13 protein-coding genes are annotated in these 17,154 nt (G+C 71.6%); 9 read left to right on the top strand and 4 right to left on the bottom strand.

Annotation, left to right across the window (positions count from 1 at the left end):
• A partial coding sequence (locus HF576_RS16000; RefSeq protein ID WP_168913762.1) for an HNH endonuclease occupies positions 1-244 on the top strand: 244 nt, incomplete at its 5' end.
• A gap of 85 nt (positions 245-329) precedes the next feature.
• On the opposite strand, the gene HF576_RS15995 is transcribed toward HF576_RS16000, so the two are convergent.
• A complete protein-coding gene (locus HF576_RS15995) occupies positions 330-731 on the bottom strand; it encodes a VOC family protein (protein ID WP_168913761.1) in 402 nt (133 codons plus the stop codon).
• 303 nt (positions 732-1,034) lie between these two features.
• Here HF576_RS15995 and HF576_RS15990 point away from each other — a divergent pair, with 303 nt between their 5' ends.
• The gene (locus HF576_RS15990; protein ID WP_168913760.1) at positions 1,035-2,324 is read left to right on the top strand and encodes a cytochrome P450; all 1,290 of its coding nucleotides are present in this window, start codon (positions 1,035-1,037) and stop codon (positions 2,322-2,324) included.
• Between the two features lie 4 nt (positions 2,325-2,328).
• Here HF576_RS15990 and HF576_RS15985 read toward each other — a convergent pair whose 3' ends face one another.
• Positions 2,329-3,075: a hypothetical protein gene (locus tag HF576_RS15985; RefSeq protein WP_240948926.1), complete on the bottom strand. Its 747-nt coding sequence runs from the start codon at positions 3,073-3,075 to the stop codon at positions 2,329-2,331.
• Positions 3,076-3,140: 65 nt separating this feature from the next.
• The gene (locus HF576_RS15980; protein WP_168913759.1) at positions 3,141-4,703 is read right to left on the bottom strand and encodes a beta-N-acetylglucosaminidase domain-containing protein; all 1,563 of its coding nucleotides are present in this window, start codon (positions 4,701-4,703) and stop codon (positions 3,141-3,143) included.
• Between the two features lie 29 nt (positions 4,704-4,732).
• Between HF576_RS15980 and HF576_RS15975 the strand changes: the two genes are divergently transcribed.
• The 3 genes from HF576_RS15975 to HF576_RS15965 are packed head-to-tail and all read left to right on the top strand — an operon-like array spanning position 4,733 to position 9,398.
• The gene (locus HF576_RS15975; RefSeq protein WP_168913758.1) at positions 4,733-6,523 is read left to right on the top strand and encodes an alpha-galactosidase; all 1,791 of its coding nucleotides are present in this window, start codon (positions 4,733-4,735) and stop codon (positions 6,521-6,523) included.
• Entirely contained in the window at positions 6,520-8,367 is a 1,848-nt protein-coding gene (locus HF576_RS15970) for an MBL fold metallo-hydrolase (protein ID WP_168913757.1), read from the top strand. Before HF576_RS15975 ends, HF576_RS15970 begins: the two co-directional genes overlap by 4 nt.
• Positions 8,364-9,398 carry a substrate-binding domain-containing protein gene (locus HF576_RS15965; protein ID WP_168913756.1) on the top strand — a complete coding sequence of 345 codons (1,035 nt, stop codon included), beginning with the start codon at positions 8,364-8,366 and terminating at the stop codon, positions 9,396-9,398. The genes HF576_RS15970 and HF576_RS15965 overlap by 4 nt, the downstream gene beginning before the upstream one ends.
• A gap of 110 nt (positions 9,399-9,508) precedes the next feature.
• Here the strand turns inward: HF576_RS15965 and HF576_RS15960 are convergent, their stop codons facing one another.
• Entirely contained in the window at positions 9,509-10,963 is a 1,455-nt protein-coding gene (locus tag HF576_RS15960) for a sulfatase-like hydrolase/transferase (protein WP_168913755.1), read from the bottom strand.
• 115 nt (positions 10,964-11,078) lie between these two features.
• Between HF576_RS15960 and HF576_RS15955 the strand changes: the two genes are divergently transcribed.
• From HF576_RS15955 to HF576_RS15940, 4 genes are read left to right on the top strand one after another with little or no spacing between them, the layout of a single operon-like run.
• On the top strand, positions 11,079-12,044 hold the full coding sequence (locus HF576_RS15955) for an ROK family protein (RefSeq protein WP_168913754.1): 966 nt from the start codon (positions 11,079-11,081) through the stop codon (positions 12,042-12,044).
• Complete coding sequence (locus tag HF576_RS15950; protein WP_168913753.1) at positions 12,037-12,615, top strand: SIS domain-containing protein; 579 nt, start codon at positions 12,037-12,039, stop codon at positions 12,613-12,615. Before HF576_RS15955 ends, HF576_RS15950 begins: the two co-directional genes overlap by 8 nt.
• Positions 12,612-15,215 (top strand): alpha-mannosidase, encoded by a 2,604-nt coding sequence (locus tag HF576_RS15945; protein WP_343234313.1) that lies wholly within the window; start codon positions 12,612-12,614, stop codon positions 15,213-15,215. Before HF576_RS15950 ends, HF576_RS15945 begins: the two co-directional genes overlap by 4 nt.
• The gene (locus tag HF576_RS15940; RefSeq protein WP_168913752.1) at positions 15,212-17,050 is read left to right on the top strand and encodes a hypothetical protein; all 1,839 of its coding nucleotides are present in this window, start codon (positions 15,212-15,214) and stop codon (positions 17,048-17,050) included. Before HF576_RS15945 ends, HF576_RS15940 begins: the two co-directional genes overlap by 4 nt.
• Positions 17,051-17,154: the final 104 nt, after the last annotated feature.

Here is a 17,154-nt window from a genome sequence, read left to right as displayed (position 1 = left end):
CCCGCAATGGTGCGAAATCCATCACGTCACCGAACACTCACGGGGCGGGCCCACCCATACCGACAACGGCGTCCTGCTGTGCTGGTTCCACCACCGCACCCTCGACACCGGCAACTGGCAGATCCGCATGCAAGACGGCATCCCCTCTGTCCGCGGACCCTCCTGGTGGGACCACACGCGACAATGGCGACCCGCCACCAAATCCCCCACCCGCAAACGCGACCACATCGCCCTACGCACCTGAACCGGCGCGCGCGGACGGCGCGCCACCGCGAGCGCTCAGATGTGAGGTCGCGGTTCAGAGGTATCGAGTGCGGGTCCGCCGAGTGTCAGCGCGCGGGATCGGAAGCGACGAGCTCGACCTTGAATCGGTCGCCGTTTTCCAGGAACGCTGCGTAGTGCTCATCACCACCGGCCCACGGATGCGTGTCCGTGTAGAGCTGCTTCCATCCCTGCTCGACGCAGGCCTGCCAGACTCGATCGACGTCCGCCTCAGACCCCGCGTGGAACGCCAGGTGACTCAATCCCGGGGCCCGGCGATCATGCGACCCCGGACGCGGTGCCCGCGCGACCACGATGTACGCGTCGCCGTTCCGCCAGCTGCGTCCACCGTCCCAGTCTTGAAAGCGCACGTAGCCGAGCTCGCCGAGCAGCCAGTCCCACTGAGGGATCGCGGCGGCAAGATCCGCCGTCTGCAGCTCGACATGGTGGAGCGACCCGAAGCGAGACATCCCACCATCATCCCCGTGAACGCGGCCGCCTGAGGGCGGCAACGATGCTCGACACTCGGCGTCAGCTCGGATTCCGGCTACTCGACATCGACGGCACGGCGCTCTCAGAGGGCCACGTCGAGCTCGACTGGGAAACGGATCGACGGCACCACGCGGTGCGGCGGAAACCATGAGGCGCGAGTGGAGCTTCCTCACCCCGGCGACAGCGCAGCGGAAGCCCCGCGCTGAATCGTCGTCGTAGCACAGGGGTCGGCGGAATCGCACCCCCTGGAGACGCGAGCCCACACCTGAGACGGTGGCGACATGCCCATCACCGTCGACGATTCCCTCTCGCTCCTGACCCGCGGCTACGACTTCGGCGCGTCGATCTGGCGGCGCGTCGAAAGGGGTGCCCGCTCCGCCCCCATGCGTCTGCTCGGGAGAGACGCACTCCTCGTGCGCGGAGTGGATGGCGTGGACCTCTTCTACGACGAGACCCGCATCGCTCGCCACGGCGCCATGCCCGCTTTCGTGCAGGAGACGCTGTTCGGCCACGGATCGGTGCACAGCCTCGACGGCTCCGACCACCGCCACCGCAAAGCGACCTTCGTCGACGTCGCCTACGACGACGCACAGGTCCAGCGATTCGTGCCGCTGCTCGAGAACGAGTGGGGTCTCGAGCTCGACGAGTGGATTCGCGGTGGCACCCGGTCGGCCTACGATGCCGCCGTCGGCGCCTTCGGCCGTGCCGTGATGAGGTGGGCGGGGGTTCCAGGCACCCGCGCCGCGCAGACGCGCTGGGCCGCGCGGCTCGCGCAGATCGTCGATGGATTCGGAGCTCCCTACTCACCCGCTTTCGCGCTGGCGCAACTCAACCGCGTCTGGTCCGATCGTCACGCGGAACGTCTCATCGAGGCGGTCCGTGGGGGTTCGCTCATCGCGCCTGCCGGCACCGCGCTCGGAGCGTGGGCGTGGCACCGCGACCGCGAGGGCGCCCTGCTGCCGGCACGCGAAGCGGGCGTCGAACTGCAGAACAGCATGCGGCCGATGATCGCGGTCGCCCGCTTCGTCGCGTTCGCCGCGAAAGAACTGCACGACCGGCCGGAGTGGCGCGAGCGCATCGCGGCCGAGGCGGCCGAGCGCGAATCCCTGGTCGGAGGCCCGCTCGCGACGATGTTCGCGCAGGAGATCCGGCGCACCGCCCCGTTCGTGCCGATGCTGCCCGGATGGGCCACGGCCGAGGTCGAGCTGGGCGGCCGGAGGATGGATGCCGGAGGCAGGGTGGTCCTCGACCTCCTGGGCACGAACACCGACGACAACTCGTGGGAGCGTCCCGGCGAATTCGATCCCGAGCGTTTCCATGGCGTGGACGACTACGAGGCGCTGCGTGCCTTCATCCCCCATGGCGGGGCCGACGTGGCGACCGGGCACCGCTGTCCGGGCGAGAAGCTCGCCATCGCCGGGCTCGCCGCGGCCGTCTCGGCACTGAGCGATCCTCGCGTCACGGTCCTCGACTCCGGCCTCGAGGTCAACCGGCGGCGCCTGCCCACGATGCCCCGCTCGGGCGGCCGCGTCCGCATGGCGGGCACGCCCTCGCGCTGTCCCTTCCACTGACCGCCTACAGCGCGGTGTCGACCGCGGCTGCGGCATCCGATGCGGTTTCCGTCGTGCGCCGCAGCGGCCGGTGATTGCGCCAGGCGGTCTGGAAGGTCCATTGTCCGTACAGGGCGAAGCCCACGACCACGATGACTCCCATCAGCACACCGGCGGCGATCGCCCAGCCGATGTCCGCGCCACCGGTCGCGACGCATCCCCCGACGAACAGTCCGACGACGCACGCGTTCACGACGATGATGAGCATCGCCGAGCTTCCGAACAGGTGACTGAAGCTGCGCCGCCTCAGGAACGAATACGTGCGTTCCATGCCGGGAAGGTCGTCGGCGACGGCCGAGAGGAAGTAGCGCTCCACGGCCGGATCGAGATCGGCGTAGGCGCCGCGCAGCCGGTTCATCGCGACGACGTACATGAGGTCTTCTTCGGCCACGTTGAAGACGCGCGTCAACGTCATGAGCCCGACGAGCGCCAGGAAGCCGAGGATCGCCAGGGCCGCCCCGGCGAACCACCCGCCGAACCGCGTCGCCTGCGAGAGCAGCCCGATCGTGACCAGACCGGCCGAGACGAGCGTCAGGTAGATGGTGATGCGCGTCAGGACCTCGGACTGCGCCGTGCCCCGAGCGGCCAGCAGGCCCCAGTGCTCGGTCGCGAGGATCTGAGCCCGTCGTGCGAGCGCCGCGTCGGACTCGGCGCGCGCCGTCAGCGGCGTGCCCTCGTCGACATCGGCGTCGACCGGCGGATCCGCGGTCATGGCTCATTGTCCGCCCGCAGGGCGCTGCGCGCCAGATCCTGTGCTCGAGCCGCGAGCCCGCCGCGTCAGGCGCCCGCGCGCTCCAGCACGGCACGCACGAAGGGCGGAACCACGTCGGTCGCGACCTTGGCGGTGTGCGCCTCGGCGCGCGCAAGCGCCGACTCGACGTCCGCGCGGTCGGCCGCCCCGGCGGCGAAATCGAGCGCCGCGACCCCGGCGGCCCCCATGTCGCTCGCCGCCTCGAGCCACGGCCGGAGCGAACGCGCGGGCTCTCGGTCGACAGTGAGGTCGCGCAAGGCGACGAACTGCTCAAGCCGAGCGCGCAGGCTCGCACCGTCCGTGCCCGTGAGAGCGGCCTCCGCGGCGTCCGCGAGCGCGGGGTCCATCGGCGCCGACGGCGGCCACGACGACAGCGTGCGCACGAGCGGGGCCAGGGCCGCGGCATCCGTCCCCGCCACGATCCGCAGCGCGGCACGGGCGGCGCGATCCGGATCGTACGCCGCGGGATTCCACGCCCAGTCGGCGAACGCCGCCATGCCGAAGCAGCCGGGCGCGAACTCGACCATGGGGTTGGTCCACGCGCCGTGCAGTGCGGAGCCCTCGACCTCGCGGGTGCGCCCGACGAGCGGACCGAGGAACGCCCGGCCGCGGTCGAAGTCGTTGACCGGGAAGTTGTCCCACAGCAGCAGCCGGTCGCCGAAGACGCCGGCCGCCGCATCGATGTCGGCACGGGTGATGTCGCCGACGACGATGTCGCGGCCCGTCCACCACACGTAGGTGTCGTCCGGCAGCCCGGCCGCGAACGCGGTGCGGTAGTCCGAGGCGCCGGTGCCGGCGTAATCCGTCGCCACGACGAGCAGCTCGGCGTCGGCCTGCCGGGGCCGCAGCACATCGGCCAGGAATCGCGTCGCGGCCAGCGCATGCGCCGTGCCGATCCCCGCCCCGTCATCGCCGAACCGCTCGCGGTCGGCGTCGTTCGTCGGCGTCATGGGCACGTCGTCGAAGAGCAGAGCGACCGAGGGGATGCCGGCATCCAGCAGCTGCGTCGCCTTGGCGGCGAGCAGCTCGTGCTCGGCATCGTCGGCGAAGACCATCGACCCGGCGGGGTGCAACGCCACCACGACGTCCACCCCGTGAGCCGCACCTTCGCGGGCGAGTTCGACGAGGCGCTCGAGCGCATCGGCGGGATAGAGCTCGCGCCAGCGCTCGCGGTGCCATGGGTCGTCCTTGGGCGCATAGACATAGGAGTTGAGCTTCAGGCGCCCGGCGAGCCGGAGCGCCGCGAGGCGCTCCTCATGCGACCACGGCTCGCCGTAGAAGCCCTCGATGATGCCGCGCCGGCGCAGCACCGGGGCATCGTCGATCACCGCGTCCGGAACGTGACCACCGTTGGCATCAGCGAGCTCTTCGAGCGTCGCGCGCGCATGGCGGAAGCCGCGAGGACCGGATGCCTCGACCGCGGCGCGCCCCTCGGCCACCTCGAGCCGGTAGCCCTCTGCGGGCAGATCGGCGACCGTGGATTCCCTCACCACCAGGTCGGCCAGGGGCCACGCACCAGGGCGCCATTCGGCGCGTCGGGGCTGCGGGAGGACGGGCATCGGGTCGAGAATGGCGTCGTCATCGAGCACCTGGGAACGTTATCACATAGACTGCCGGCATGACCTCGCTCCCCTCGCTGACGAGTGACAAGGACCGACGGACGGTCCGCGGCACGGGCTACTCGCTGTCGTGGCGCACCGGCGCGGCCGGGCTCGTCCGCTCCCCATACCTCGAGCTGGCCGACGGCGACGGCTCCCGCTGGCTGCGCCTGAGCGCGCTGTCGAGTGTGCACACGCGCGACGCGCGCGACGAGAGCATGAGCCTGTCCGAACCCGAGGTCCGCACCGAAGCCGATGCGGTCGTCGTCACGATCCGCAGCGCGTCGCCGGCGTGGCGCGAACGCGCGCTCGAACTGCGCTGCACTCACGACTCGGTCGAGATCACGCTCGAGGCCCGCGGCGCCGGCATCCTCACCGACGTGACGATCCTCGGCGGCGACGGCATCCTGCCCACCGGCGCGAGCGGCACCTTCCGCTCGGGCTTCGACGCGCAGTCGCTGTACGTCCCGAGTCCCACCGAGCCGGTCGCCTTCGTGCGCCCGGTCTGGTCGGCGGCCTCGCTCGGCGTCGTCGGCGACGCCGACCCCGGACGCCTCAACGGCATCTTCTCGCCGCCCCCGCTCGCGCTCGCCTTCGGCCGCGACCCCGCGACCGACGCCTTCTCGCCGGGTCCGGGTCCGTGGCTCGCGACGTGGCTGCGCGCCCCTGTCGAAGAGCTCGGCTTCACCACGATGCGCTTCGATCCGGTCGACGGCGGAGGCCTGCTTCGGCTGGCCTACGAGGGGCACACGCCCGTCGACACCGGCGCCGACGGCGTGTGGCGATCGCCCACCATCGTGATCCGCCCCGTCGCCACCCCCGGCGACGCGCTCCGTGCCCACCGTGACGACCTCGTCCAGGCGGGGTTCGCGACGGCCACGGCGCCGCAGCCCACGCCGTGGTGGCTCGAGCCGATCTTCTGCGGCTGGGGCGCCCAGGTCGCCCGCGGCGGTGCGCCGGCGCCGGACCTGTGCCGGCAGGAGATCTACGACGAGTTCCTCGAGACGCTGGCCGGAGCATCCCTCGATCCCGGCACGATCGTGATCGACGACCGGTGGCAGGCGCAGTACGGCACCGCCGAGCCCGACACGGACGCGTGGCCCGACCTGCGCGGCTGGATCGACCGCCGCCATGCCGAGGGCCGCCGCGTGCTGCTGTGGTTCAAGGCGTGGGATCCCGCGGGGCTCCCCGCCGAGGAGTGCGTGACGGATGCCGCCGGCCGGCCGATCGCGGCAGACCCGGGAAGCCCGGCGTACCTGGCCCGCCTCGACGCCATCGTGGAGCGACTGCTCTCGGTCGAGGGACTGGACGCCGACGGCTTCAAGGTGGACTTCACGCAGCGCGCCCCGAGCGGCGCCATGCTGCGCTCGGGCGCCGCAAGCGACGGCGTGTGGGGCGTTGCGGCGCTGCACCGGCTGGTGAGCCGCATCCATGCCGCCGCGAAGCGGATCAAGCCCGACGCCCTCGTGATCACACACACCGTCCACCCGTCCTTCGGTGCCGTGACCGACATGGTCCGCACGAACGACGTGCTCGAGCACGACGTCACCGGCGCGCCGGTCTCGGTGGCAGCCCAGCTGCGCGCACGGCACGAGATCGTCGCGAACGTCCTGCCGGGGCATCCCGTCGACACCGACCAGTGGCCGATGCCCAACCGCGAGGAGTGGCTCGACTACGCCCGCACCCAAGTGCTGCTGGGCGTCCCCGCGCTGTACTACCTGGAGCGCGTGCGAGAGGATGAGCCGATCGACCCGGAGCACCTCGCGGCCATCGGTCGCACGTGGGACGAGTACCGGGAGACCCTCGCATGACGGTGACGGCGATCGCGCGCGGTGTGTGGCGCATCGCCGACACATGCCACGTGTACCTGCTCGTGGACCCGGACGCCCCCGCGGGGGAGCGGGATGCCGTGGCGATCGACTTCGGCTCGGGTCTGGCGCTCGATCACCTCGAGGCCCTCGGCATCCGTCGCATCACGGACGTGCTGATGACCCACCACCACCGCGACCAGGGGCAGGGCCTGCCGCGCGCGGTCGCGCACGGCGCCCGCATCCATGTGCCGCCGGTCGAGCGCGAGCTGTTCGACCGGGTCGAGGAGATGTGGGAGGGGCGCCAACTCGACAACGACTACAACCTGCGCCAGGACCGCTTCTCGCTGCTCGAGTCGGTGCCGGTCCACGCGAGCGTGCCGGAGTACCGCGAGCTCGAGGCCGCCGGCGTGCGACTGCTGGTGCTGCCGACACCCGGCCACACGATCGGCTCCGTGACCTACCTGCTCGATCGGGACGGCGAGCGCCTCGCCTTCACCGGCGACCTCGTCTACGCGCCCGGCAAGGTGTGGTCGCTGGCGGCGACCCAGTGGTCCTACACCCAGAACGAGGGCCCGGCCATGACGGTGCTGAGCGCCCTGCTCCTGCACCGGTACCGGCTGTCGGCGATCGCGCCCTCGCACGGCGAGATCATGCACGATCCCGACCACGCCCTCGAGCTGCTCGCCCAGGTGATGCAGGAGTACGTGGACTCCCGCCGGTCGTATCCGTGGGACCTCCGCGCGCGACTGGAGGATCCGTTCGTCGCCCTGACCCCGCACCTGCTCCTGAACCGCACGGCGATGTCGTGCTCGTACGTCGTGCTGTCCGAGACCGGCGAGGCGCTCATCGTCGACTACGGCTACGACATGACGACCGGTCTCGTGCCCGGTCAGGAGCGCGCGTCGCGCCGGCCGTGGCTCGCGTCGATCCCCGCTCTGCGCGAGCTGTACGGAGTGACGCGGATCTCGGTCGCCCTGCCCACGCACTACCACGACGACCATATCGCCGGGATGCCGCTGCTCCGCGACGTCGAGGGCACCGAGCTGTGGATCCCCGAGAACGTGGCGCCGACGATGGCCGACCCGTGGCTCGAGGACCTGCCGTGCCAGTGGTACGACCCGATCGTCGCCGACCGCGTGCTGCGCCTGGGCGAGCCCTTCTCGTGGAACGAGTACACGTTCACCGCCCACGCCCAACCCGGACACACGCTGTACGCGGTGGCCTATGAGCTCGACGTCGACGGAGTCAAGGTCGTGTTCACCGGCGACCAGCAGGAGGGTCTCGGCGGGCGCGACGGCCGCCGCGACATCATGAACTACCAGTACCGCAACCTCTTCCGCCTCGGCGACTACGCGCAGAGTGCGAGCCTGTACCGCCGGATCGGGCCCGGGCTCATGGCGAGCGGGCATTGGGATCCCCGCTGGGTCGACGACGAGTACCTGGATTACCTGACCGACTCCGCGCAGCTGGTCGACGACATCCACCGGCGGCTGCTGCCACTGGACGACCTCTCGATCGGGCCCGACGGCCAGACCGCGCGGCTGCTCCCCTACCGTCGCCGCGCCGGCGTCGGCGAGCCGCTCGAGTACACGGTGCGCGTGCGCAACCCGCTGGCGGCGTCCGCCCTGGCACGGCTGACGCCGGTGGTGCCGGTAGGCTGGCGCTCGTCCGTCCCCGAGCTGACCCTCGAGCTCGGACCCGGCGAGGAGTCCACCGTGCAGCTGACCGTGACACCTGCGTCCCCGGGGCGCAGGCAGCGACTTGCGGTCGACGTCGCCATCGGCGACCTGCGGCTGGGCCAGCACGCCGAAGCCCTGGTCGACGTCGAGGAGCGCACGGCGTGAGCGAGACACCGCGACGAGGACCCGTCGTCCGTCCGACGATCCGCGAGGTCGCCGACGCCGCGGGTGTGTCGCGGTCCACCGCATCTCGCGCGCTCTCGGGCAACGGCTACGCCGCACCCGAGGTGCGCGAGCGGGTCCGCGCGGCGGCGAAGGAGATCGGCTACGTCGTGGACGTGACCGCCCGCAGCCTCAAGCAGCGCACGAGCCGGTCGGTCGGCGTGCTCGTGTCGGATCTGCGCAACGTCTTCTACGCCGAGCTCGCTTCCGGGATCGGCGAGGAGGCCCGCGCTCACGGGCGCACGCTCGTGATGGTCGACCTGCGCGGCGAGGAGTCCGACGAACTCGAGGCCGCCGAGACCCTCGTGGGATCGCGGGTGTCGGGCGTCATCGCGACACCCGTCTCGCGAGAGCTCAGCGCCTTCCTCAGCCGCGTCGGCGTGCCCCTCATCGAGGTCGACCGCCGCTTCGACGCGGACGAGACCGATGCCGTCGTCGTCGACAACCGCGCCGCTGCGCGCGACACCACGAGCCGTCTGCTCGCCGCCGGGCACGAGCGCATCGCGCTCCTCATCGACGAGACCGAGTGGACGACCGGTGAGGAGCGCCAGCGCGGATACCTCGACGCGCTGGCCTCGCGCAAGGTCCGCGTCGACGAGTCGCTCATCGTGCAGGCCGGCTGGGATGCCGAAGAGGCGATGGCCGCCGCTCAGCGCATCCTGTCGCGCCCCGACCGACCGACGGCGGTGTTCGCGGCCAACAACGTGCTGACCGAGGGTACCTGGCGCGCGGCATCCGCTCTCGGCCTGCGCATCCCCGAGGACGTGAGCCTCGCGGGCTTCGACGATGCGCCGTGGATGACCATGGTGCAGCCGGGGGTGTCGACGCGGATGCAGGATGCCGGGGCCCTCGGAGCGACCGCGATGCGGGCCCTCCTCGAGCGCATCGACGCCCCCGAGTCGCCGGTGCGCACGATCGTGATGCCGACGCAGTTCGTGGACCGCGGCTCGATCGCCCCACCTCCCGCTCGCTGAGCCCCTCACGTCACCCCCTCCTGTTCGTTCGTCACCTGTGTACGCGAAATCGGCGTTTCGGCGTACACAGGTGACGAACGAACGTCGGGGAGGGGCGTGGGAAGCGGGCGCTACGGGGCCGGGGAGAGCGCCGCAGCCCGGGCCGTGTGCGCCCGGTAGAGGAACGCGCGGCGGCGCTGCGATGCGCGAGCGCGCTGCTCGACCTCCGCGGGATCGACGATCGCCAGCAGCTGCGCGCGCAGTCGGGCCAAGGTCTCGGCGTGTTCCGGCGCGCCGGCCAGATCGCGCCGCTCCCCGGGATCTGCGTCGAGGTCGTAGAGGTGCTCTTCGTGGCCGTGCACGAGCACGTACTTGAGTGAGCCGTCGCGCAGCAGGAAGCACGGTGCGTGCACGCCCTCGCCGTGATACTCCGCGACGACCGGATGCTGTGGCACGTCGCCGCCAGACAGCGCGGGCCTGAGATCGACGCCGTCGAGGTCGGCGGGAAGCGGAGCATCCACGAGCGACGCGAGAGTGGGGAAGAGGTCGACGAGACTCACCGGCCCGGTGGGACTCGCCCCCTGCGCGATGCCCGGTCCGCTCACGATGAGCGGTACGCGCACGGAGCGCTCGTAGAGGGTGCGCTTCTGCAGCATCCCGCGATCTCCGAGCATGTCGCCGTGATCGCTCACGAAGACGACGACCGTGCGCTCCGGCCTCGGCAGCGCGGCGAGCAGCTCGCCCACCCGGCGGTCGAGGTCGTGCAGCATCGCGTACACGGTCGCGTACATCCACCGCAGGTTGCCGGGCTCCATGAGCCGGGCCCGCACATCGGGCACGTAGTGGAAGTCGTTGAGCCACCGATCCATGACGCCCGCCGGGGGCAGGGTCTCGGGCCGGAGCCTCGGCATCGCACCGTCGAACCGTGCGACGAGTTCGTCGGGAGCCCAGAACGGGTTGTGCGGCGCGTGATACGAGACGACCGCGAACACGGGGGCGTCATGTTCGCGCGAGAGATACGCGAGGGCCTCGTCGTGGATGCGATCGTCGCGCTCGTCGTGCAGCTCGCGCCGGAAGCGCTCTCGATAAGCCTCGGCGGACTCGGCCCCGAGGTAGGACTCGCCCATCATCTGCGGACTGTTCGGATTGCCCGCGCTCGGTGCGTCCCAGTCGTAGGCGAGTGCGTACAGCCGAGGGTCGTGCCCCTTGCTGTAGTCGGTGTCGAGCGCGAGGCGCTCATCGAAGCCGTGATGCTGGTCGTGACCGATGAAGTGCATCTTGCCCACGATCGCCGTGCGATAGCCCCGCGCGCCGAACGCGTGCGCGAGGGTCGGATGCTCCGCCGAGAACTCGCCGGCATTGTCGAAGCAGTCCAGCCGGCTCGCCAGCCGCCCGGTCATCATCGACGCACGCGACGGGGTGCACAGCGGTGCATTGCAGGAGGCATCGAACCGCACTCCCCGGGCCGCGAGCGCGTCGATGTGCGGGGTCGCGCCGTTCGGATCCCCGTACGCGCCGACGAGATCGGGCGGCAGCGAGTCGCACTGGATCACCAGCACATCGGGGCGCTCGGCGGGGCTCTGCATCGTGTCCTCCTCGGATCGGCCGGCGGCAGTGGCGACGCACGCGTCGGTGTTGATACTATGTGGGAACGATGTCACATCGCGCGCAGAAGCGCGTCGCGCAGGCCGGAGGAACCCCATGGCAACGAAGCACCCCGTGCTCGCGCTCGACATCGGCGGGACGAAGCTCGCCGTCGCGATGGTGACGCCCGACGGGCTCACGCACGGCTTCCTCTCGGAGCCCACCGACAAGCACCGCGGTCCCGATGCCGTCATCGCCCACCTCTTCGACATGGGCACACGCAGCATCGCCGCCGCCGGGATCGGCGCGCCTCACGCCGTGGGCATCAGCTGCGGCGGGCCGCTCGACGCCGCCGCCGGCATCCTGACCGGCCCCCTTCATCTGCCGGGGTGGATCGACATCCCGATCGTCGCGATGGCCTCCGACGCGTTCGGCGTCCCGGCCGTGGTCGAGAACGACGCGACCGCCGCCGTGCTGGGCGAGCACCGGTTCGGCGCCGCACGCGGCGCCGAGATCGCGCTCTACCTCACGCTCTCGACCGGCGTCGGCGGCGGGTCGATCATCGACGGCCGGCTGCACCGCGGCGCGGCCGGCAACGGCGGCGAGTTCGGCCACCTCATGGTGCGGCCCGGCGGCCGGCGCTGCGAATGCGGCAGGAACGGATGCCTCGAGGCCTACGCCTCGGGGACGAACATCGCGGTGCGCGCCCACGAGCTGCTCGCGGCGAGCGACCGCCCGTCCACCCTGCGCGAACTCCCGCTGGTGCGTGCCGAGCACGTCTCGGCCGCCGCGGCCGCGGGCGATCCGCTCGCCACCGAGATCTGGGAAGAGACGACCGACCTGCTCGGCCAGGCCGTCACCGACCTCGTGAACGTCTTCGAGCCACACGTGGTGGTGCTCGGCGGCGGCGTCACGCGATCGGGCTCGATCCTGCTCGACCCGGTGCGCGACACCGTGCGCGACACCGCCATGCCGCCCGCCGCCGCGCGTGCGCTCGTGACCCTTGCCGGACTCGGCGACGCGGTGTGCGTCGTCGGCGCCGGCGCCCTCGCCCTCGACCTCGTGGAGGCCGCCCGTGTCTGACTGGCTGGAAGAACAGCTCGACGCCCACATCCGCACCGCCCAGCAGGCCAGGCCGCTCCTGGACGACGTCCGCGCCGTCGGCGCGGTGCTGATCGACGCGTTCGCGGGCGGCGGCACGCTGTACACCCTCGGCAACGGCGGAAGTGCCGCCGACGCCCAGCACTTCACCGGCGAGGTCATCGGCCACTACAAGCGCGACCGGCGGCCGCTCCCCGCGGTCACCCTGACCACGGATGCCACGGTCTCGACGTGCATCGCGAACGACTACGCCTTCGAGGACATCTTCTCGCGTCAGGTGCAGGCGCTCGCTAAGCCGGGCGACGTGGTCGCGGCCTTCACGACGAGCGGACGCTCGGCGAACGTCGTCAACGCGCTGGCTGCGGCGCGCGCCAACGGCGCCACGACCCTGCTGTTCGCGGGCGGCGACGGCGGGCCCTCGCTCGCCCTGGCGGATCACGTCTTCCTCGCGCCGTCCAGCGAGACGCCCCGCATCCAGGAGCTGCACACCTTCCTTCTGCACGCGCTGTCGGAGATCCTTGATGCCTGGGCGGCTGGAGAGGAGCCCGCGTGACCGACCGAGCTCGCGTGAACGACCACGCCCCGATCGCCAACGCCCCCTCGGGCGCCCAGCCGCGTGACATGGCGCCGGCGTCGCGCCCCGCCGCGACGCCCGACCGCACGCTCCACATGATCGGCAACGCCCATCTCGACGTGGTATGGCTGTGGCCGTGGCAGGAGGGGTACCAAGAGGCCCGCGCCACGTTCGCCAGCGCCCTGGACCGCATGGACGAGTACCCCGACTTCGTCTTCACGTGCGACCAGATGGTGCTGCTGTCGTGGGTCGAGGAGCAGGACCCCGAGATGTTCGCGCGCATTCAGGAGCGTGTCGCCGAGGGCCGCTGGGTCAACGTCGGCGGGTGGTGGGTGGAGCCGGACTGCAACACCCCGATGGGCGAGTCGTTCGCGCGGCAGGGGCTCTACGGGCAGCGCTACCTGCAGTCGCGCTTCGGCAAGATCGCCAGTGTCGGCATGAACGTCGATCCGTTCGGCCACAGCGCCTCGCTCCCGCAGATCCTGCGGGGTCAGCGCATGGACTCGTACTGCTTCCTGCGCCCCGGCCCGCACGAGGGCGACCTGGACGAGACGCTGTTCCACTGGGAGTCCGCCGACGGCTCGCGCGTGCTGGCCTATCGCATCCCGTTCGAGTACTGCAGCCCGCCGGGCGACGTGTCAGGGCAGACCGAGAAGTCGCTCGCGCAGCTGGACCGGGCATTGGGCGAGATGATGGTGTTCTACGGCGTCGGCAACCACGGCGGCGGGCCGACGAAGGCGAACATCGAGTCGATCCATCGCTACGACCGCATGGGAAGCTTCGGAAGGATGACGATGTCGTCACCGCGCGCGTACTTCGACGAGATGCTCTCTCGCGGCGAGGGGTTCCTCGACGCGCTGACGGTGCGGCGCGACGACCTGCAGCACCACGCTCCGGGATGCTACTCGTCGCACTCCGGCATCAAGTCGTGGCAGCGCCGCGCCCAGCACGCCGCGCTCTCGGCCGAGCGCTGGGCCGTCATCGACACCGCGCTCACGGGCGCTGACTACCCTCGCGACGACCTCGAGCGGGCGTGGAAGCAGATCCTCTTCAACCAGTTCCACGACATCCTGCCGGGCTCCGCGATCGAGCCGTCGTACGACGACGCCCGTGATCAGCTGGGCGAAGCGGTCGCGATCTCCAAGCGCATCATCACGCGCGCGCACAATCGCATCGCGCGCCGCATCGACATCCCGCTCGACGAAGCCACCCAGCCGGTCGTGGTGTTCAACCCGCACCCGTGGCCGGTGTCGGTCGACGTCGACATGCAGTACGGGGCGCAGCGCAACGGCGTGCGCATCGTCGACCACGAGGGCACGCCCGTCGTCTCGCAGGCGACCCAGTCCACCGCGACCACCGGCGACCTGAGCCGCGGCGCGGTGACCTTCCGCGCCGACGTGCCCGCACTCGGCTATGCGCTGTACCGGATGCTGCCGGGGCCCGCCCTGCCTACCGGGACCGGGCTGTCGGTGGCCGAGGACGGCACGGTGATCGAGAACGCCCACGTGCGGCTCGAGCTCGACCCGCAGACCGGCGACGTCGTGTCGCTGCTCGACAAGGCCAGCGGCGTGGACCCGCTCGCCGGCACGCGGGGTCAGCCGCGCACGGCGGTGTGCGACGACCCGACCGACACGTGGGGCCACCGTGTCATCTCCTACGCGTGGCCGGGTGCCGCGATGACGCTCGACCGCATCGTCGTGCGCGAGACCGGCCCGCTGCGCTCCCGCGTGCGGGTGGAGAAGTCGTGGGGCGCCAGCACGCTGGTCGAGGAGTACCTCCTCGCCCACGACGCGCCCGCCGTGCGCGTAGACGTCACGATCGACTGGCGCGAGAAGGCGCACCTGCTGAAGCTGCGTTTCCCGGTCGGCCTCGATGACCCCTCGGCGACCTATGAGATCCCGTACGGGACGATCCAGCGCCCGGTCGACGGCGCCGAAGAGCCGGCGCAGTCGTGGGTGGATCTGACCGGCACCGTCGACGGCGCCGCCGCCGGGCTCACGGTGATCGCCACCACGAAGCACGGCTGGGACGTCTCGCCCGCGGGCTCGGCGGGTGGCGAGACGCCCAGCATCGGCATCACCGCGGTGCGAAGCCCCGTCTACTCGTGGCACGACCCGAGGCTGCTCGACCCGGAGGGCGTCTACTCCTTCCAGGATCAGGGCATCCAGCGCTTCAGCCTCGAGCTGGTCCCCCACGCGGGCGACTGGCGCGCGGCGCAGCCGACCCGGCGCGCGGCGGTGCTGGGCGCGCCGGTGCGCGCGCAGCTCGAGTCGTTCCACGACGGCGATCTGCCGCCGCGCGGCAGCTTCGCCGACGACGGCGCGAGCGCGGTCATGGTGACGGCGGTCAAGGGCAGCGAGGACGTGCCCGCAAGCGGCCCGGCCGACCTCATCGTGCGCGCGGTCGAGACGCGCGGCGAGGCCGCGTCGGCGCACCTCGACCTGCCGCTGGTGGGTCGGACGATCGACGCCGACTTCCGGCCGCACCAGGTGCGCACGTTCCGCGTGCCACTCGATCCCAAGGGCGACATCGTCGAGGTGGACCTGCTCGAGTGGGCACTCGGGGAGCAACCGGCGTGAGCACCACGCCGTCGGTGGCGATCCTCGATGCGGACGCCGCCGACTTCGACGTCGCCGTCACCGTCGATGGTGACATGCACCGCGTGACGGTGCGCTTCCGCGGCGCGGCGCCGGTCGAGGCGGCCGTCCGCGTCACCGTCCGGATCGACGACGCGAGCGACCCGTGGTGGCTCATCCCGGGCCTCTTCTACGGCGAGAACCGCCCGGTCGCCAACGACCGGCTCTATCCGCGGTTCGAGGCCCACGCAGACACACCCGCGCAGCATGCCGCGTTCGTGAGCGACGAATGGCACTTCCGCTCCGACCGCGCCGCCACCCCGGCCGTCTTCGTATGGCCCTCGGCGGGCGCGGCGGGCCTCGCCCTCTCGGTCGACGCGGCCACCGGTCTGGGACTCACCGGCCTCGGCTTCGCGTTGCGCGAGGGCGGCGCGGAACTGAGCGCCACCTTCCCGGCGCGGGAGTTCCCCGTCACCTACTACGGCGACGGGGAGCCCCGGGCCGCCGAGGTGCTGCGCCACCGCTTCGAGCCCGGCGATGCGGTCGAGCTCTCGGTGCGCGTGCACGTGCTCGGCCCGGATCGTCACGACTACGCCCCCGTGCTGCGTGCCCTGCACGCAGCATCCGCCCCGTCCGCTCCGCTGCGGCCGTGGGTCGATGTGCCGACGGCCGCCGCACTGAGCGCCGAGGGACTCCTGCGCTGGCATTACGACCCCGACCCGGGCGTGCTGCTCGAGACGGTCGGATTCGACCGCGAGGTCTCGGGCCGCGACGGCAAGTCCGTCGACCGCCAGGCGATGCACGTGGGCTGGGTCTCGGGCATCCCGTGGGCCTATGCCATGCTGCGCCACGCGGAGCGGACGGATGCCGCGGCCCTGCGCGACGCCGCGCTCGACGTGATCGACTTCTGCACCGCCGAGCTCTCGCCCAGCGGCACGCTGTGGGGCGTGTGGTACCGCGACAAGGGCTGGACGCAGAGCTGGACGACGCATCGAAGAGGGCTGCACAGCCGCACGCTCGGCGAGGCGACGCAGTTCCTCGTGCGGGCGAGTGCGCTTGCGGACCGAGAGCGATGGCGGGAGGTCGCGCGATCCAACCTCGACGTCGTCGTGGCTCGCCAGCGCGACGACGGCAACCTCGGCAGCATCCACCACGCCGAGACCGGCGAGGTGCTGTCGTGGAGCGGCTCAGCAGGATTGGCGTGGGTAGGCGCGCTCGTCGAGGCGGCAGCCTGGGACGAGCGCTACCTCGATGCCGCAGAGCGCGCCGGCCGCTACTACGCCCGGTTCGTCCTCGACGAGTACCTGCACGGCGCTCCCGAAGACGTCGACCTCGCCGTCACGAGCGAGGACGGCTACGTCGCCGTCATGGCCTACATGGCGCTGCACCGCGCGACCGGCGACGATGAATGGCTCGACCTCGCCCGGCGGGCCGCCGACTTCGCACTGACCTTCCGCTACACGTACGACGTGGAGTTCGCCCCGAGCACGATGCTCGGCATCTACGACTTCGGCACTCGCGGCGCGGATCAGGCCTCGGCATCCAACCAGCATCTGCACGCCTACGGCCTCGTCTGCACGCGCGAGCTGCTCGAGCTCGCCGACGCCGCGGGCGACCCGCACTATCGCGAGCGCGCCCTCGAGACGCTGGCGTGCTTCCGGCAGTTCGTCGCCCGGTTCGACGGCGACTTCAACGCCTATCGCGGCATGGTGACCGAGCGGTACTACCAGACCGAGTGCTTCCAGCCGAAGGGGATGCTCCTGACGCTGTCGCACGCGTGGAGCGCGGGCGTGCTGCTGCTCGGCTGCGAGGACGCCCTGGCCGTCGGGGCCGGCTGAGCACCTCCCGGTCCTGAGGCGGTCCGGACAACCGCTTGCACAGTGCCGACGGGGAAGCAAGCCCCTCGGGATGATCGGGGCGGCCGGGTGACCATGGCTTCTCG

It is taken from the genome of Microbacterium salsuginis, from assembly GCF_012524205.1.
In the GTDB taxonomy this organism is placed as follows: domain Bacteria; phylum Actinomycetota; class Actinomycetes; order Actinomycetales; family Microbacteriaceae; genus Microbacterium; species Microbacterium salsuginis.
The sequence above is the reverse complement of the archived record's forward strand: the minus strand, read 5'-3'. Positions and strand labels throughout refer to the sequence as shown.

Coding starts and splice junctions, on each gene's coding strand:
- HF576_RS15970 (WP_168913757.1), top strand. CDS start 6,520: ATGACGGTGACGGCGATCGCGCGCGGTGTGTGGCGCATCGCCGACACA.
- HF576_RS15990 (WP_168913760.1), top strand. CDS start 1,035: ATGCCCATCACCGTCGACGATTCCCTCTCGCTCCTGACCCGCGGCTAC.
- HF576_RS15975 (WP_168913758.1), top strand. CDS start 4,733: ATGACCTCGCTCCCCTCGCTGACGAGTGACAAGGACCGACGGACGGTC.
- HF576_RS15995 (WP_168913761.1), bottom strand. CDS start 731: ATGTCTCGCTTCGGGTCGCTCCACCATGTCGAGCTGCAGACGGCGGAT.
- HF576_RS15960 (WP_168913755.1), bottom strand. CDS start 10,963: ATGCAGAGCCCCGCCGAGCGCCCCGATGTGCTGGTGATCCAGTGCGAC.
- HF576_RS15985 (WP_240948926.1), bottom strand. CDS start 3,075: ATGACCGCGGATCCGCCGGTCGACGCCGATGTCGACGAGGGCACGCCG.
- HF576_RS15955 (WP_168913754.1), top strand. CDS start 11,079: ATGGCAACGAAGCACCCCGTGCTCGCGCTCGACATCGGCGGGACGAAG.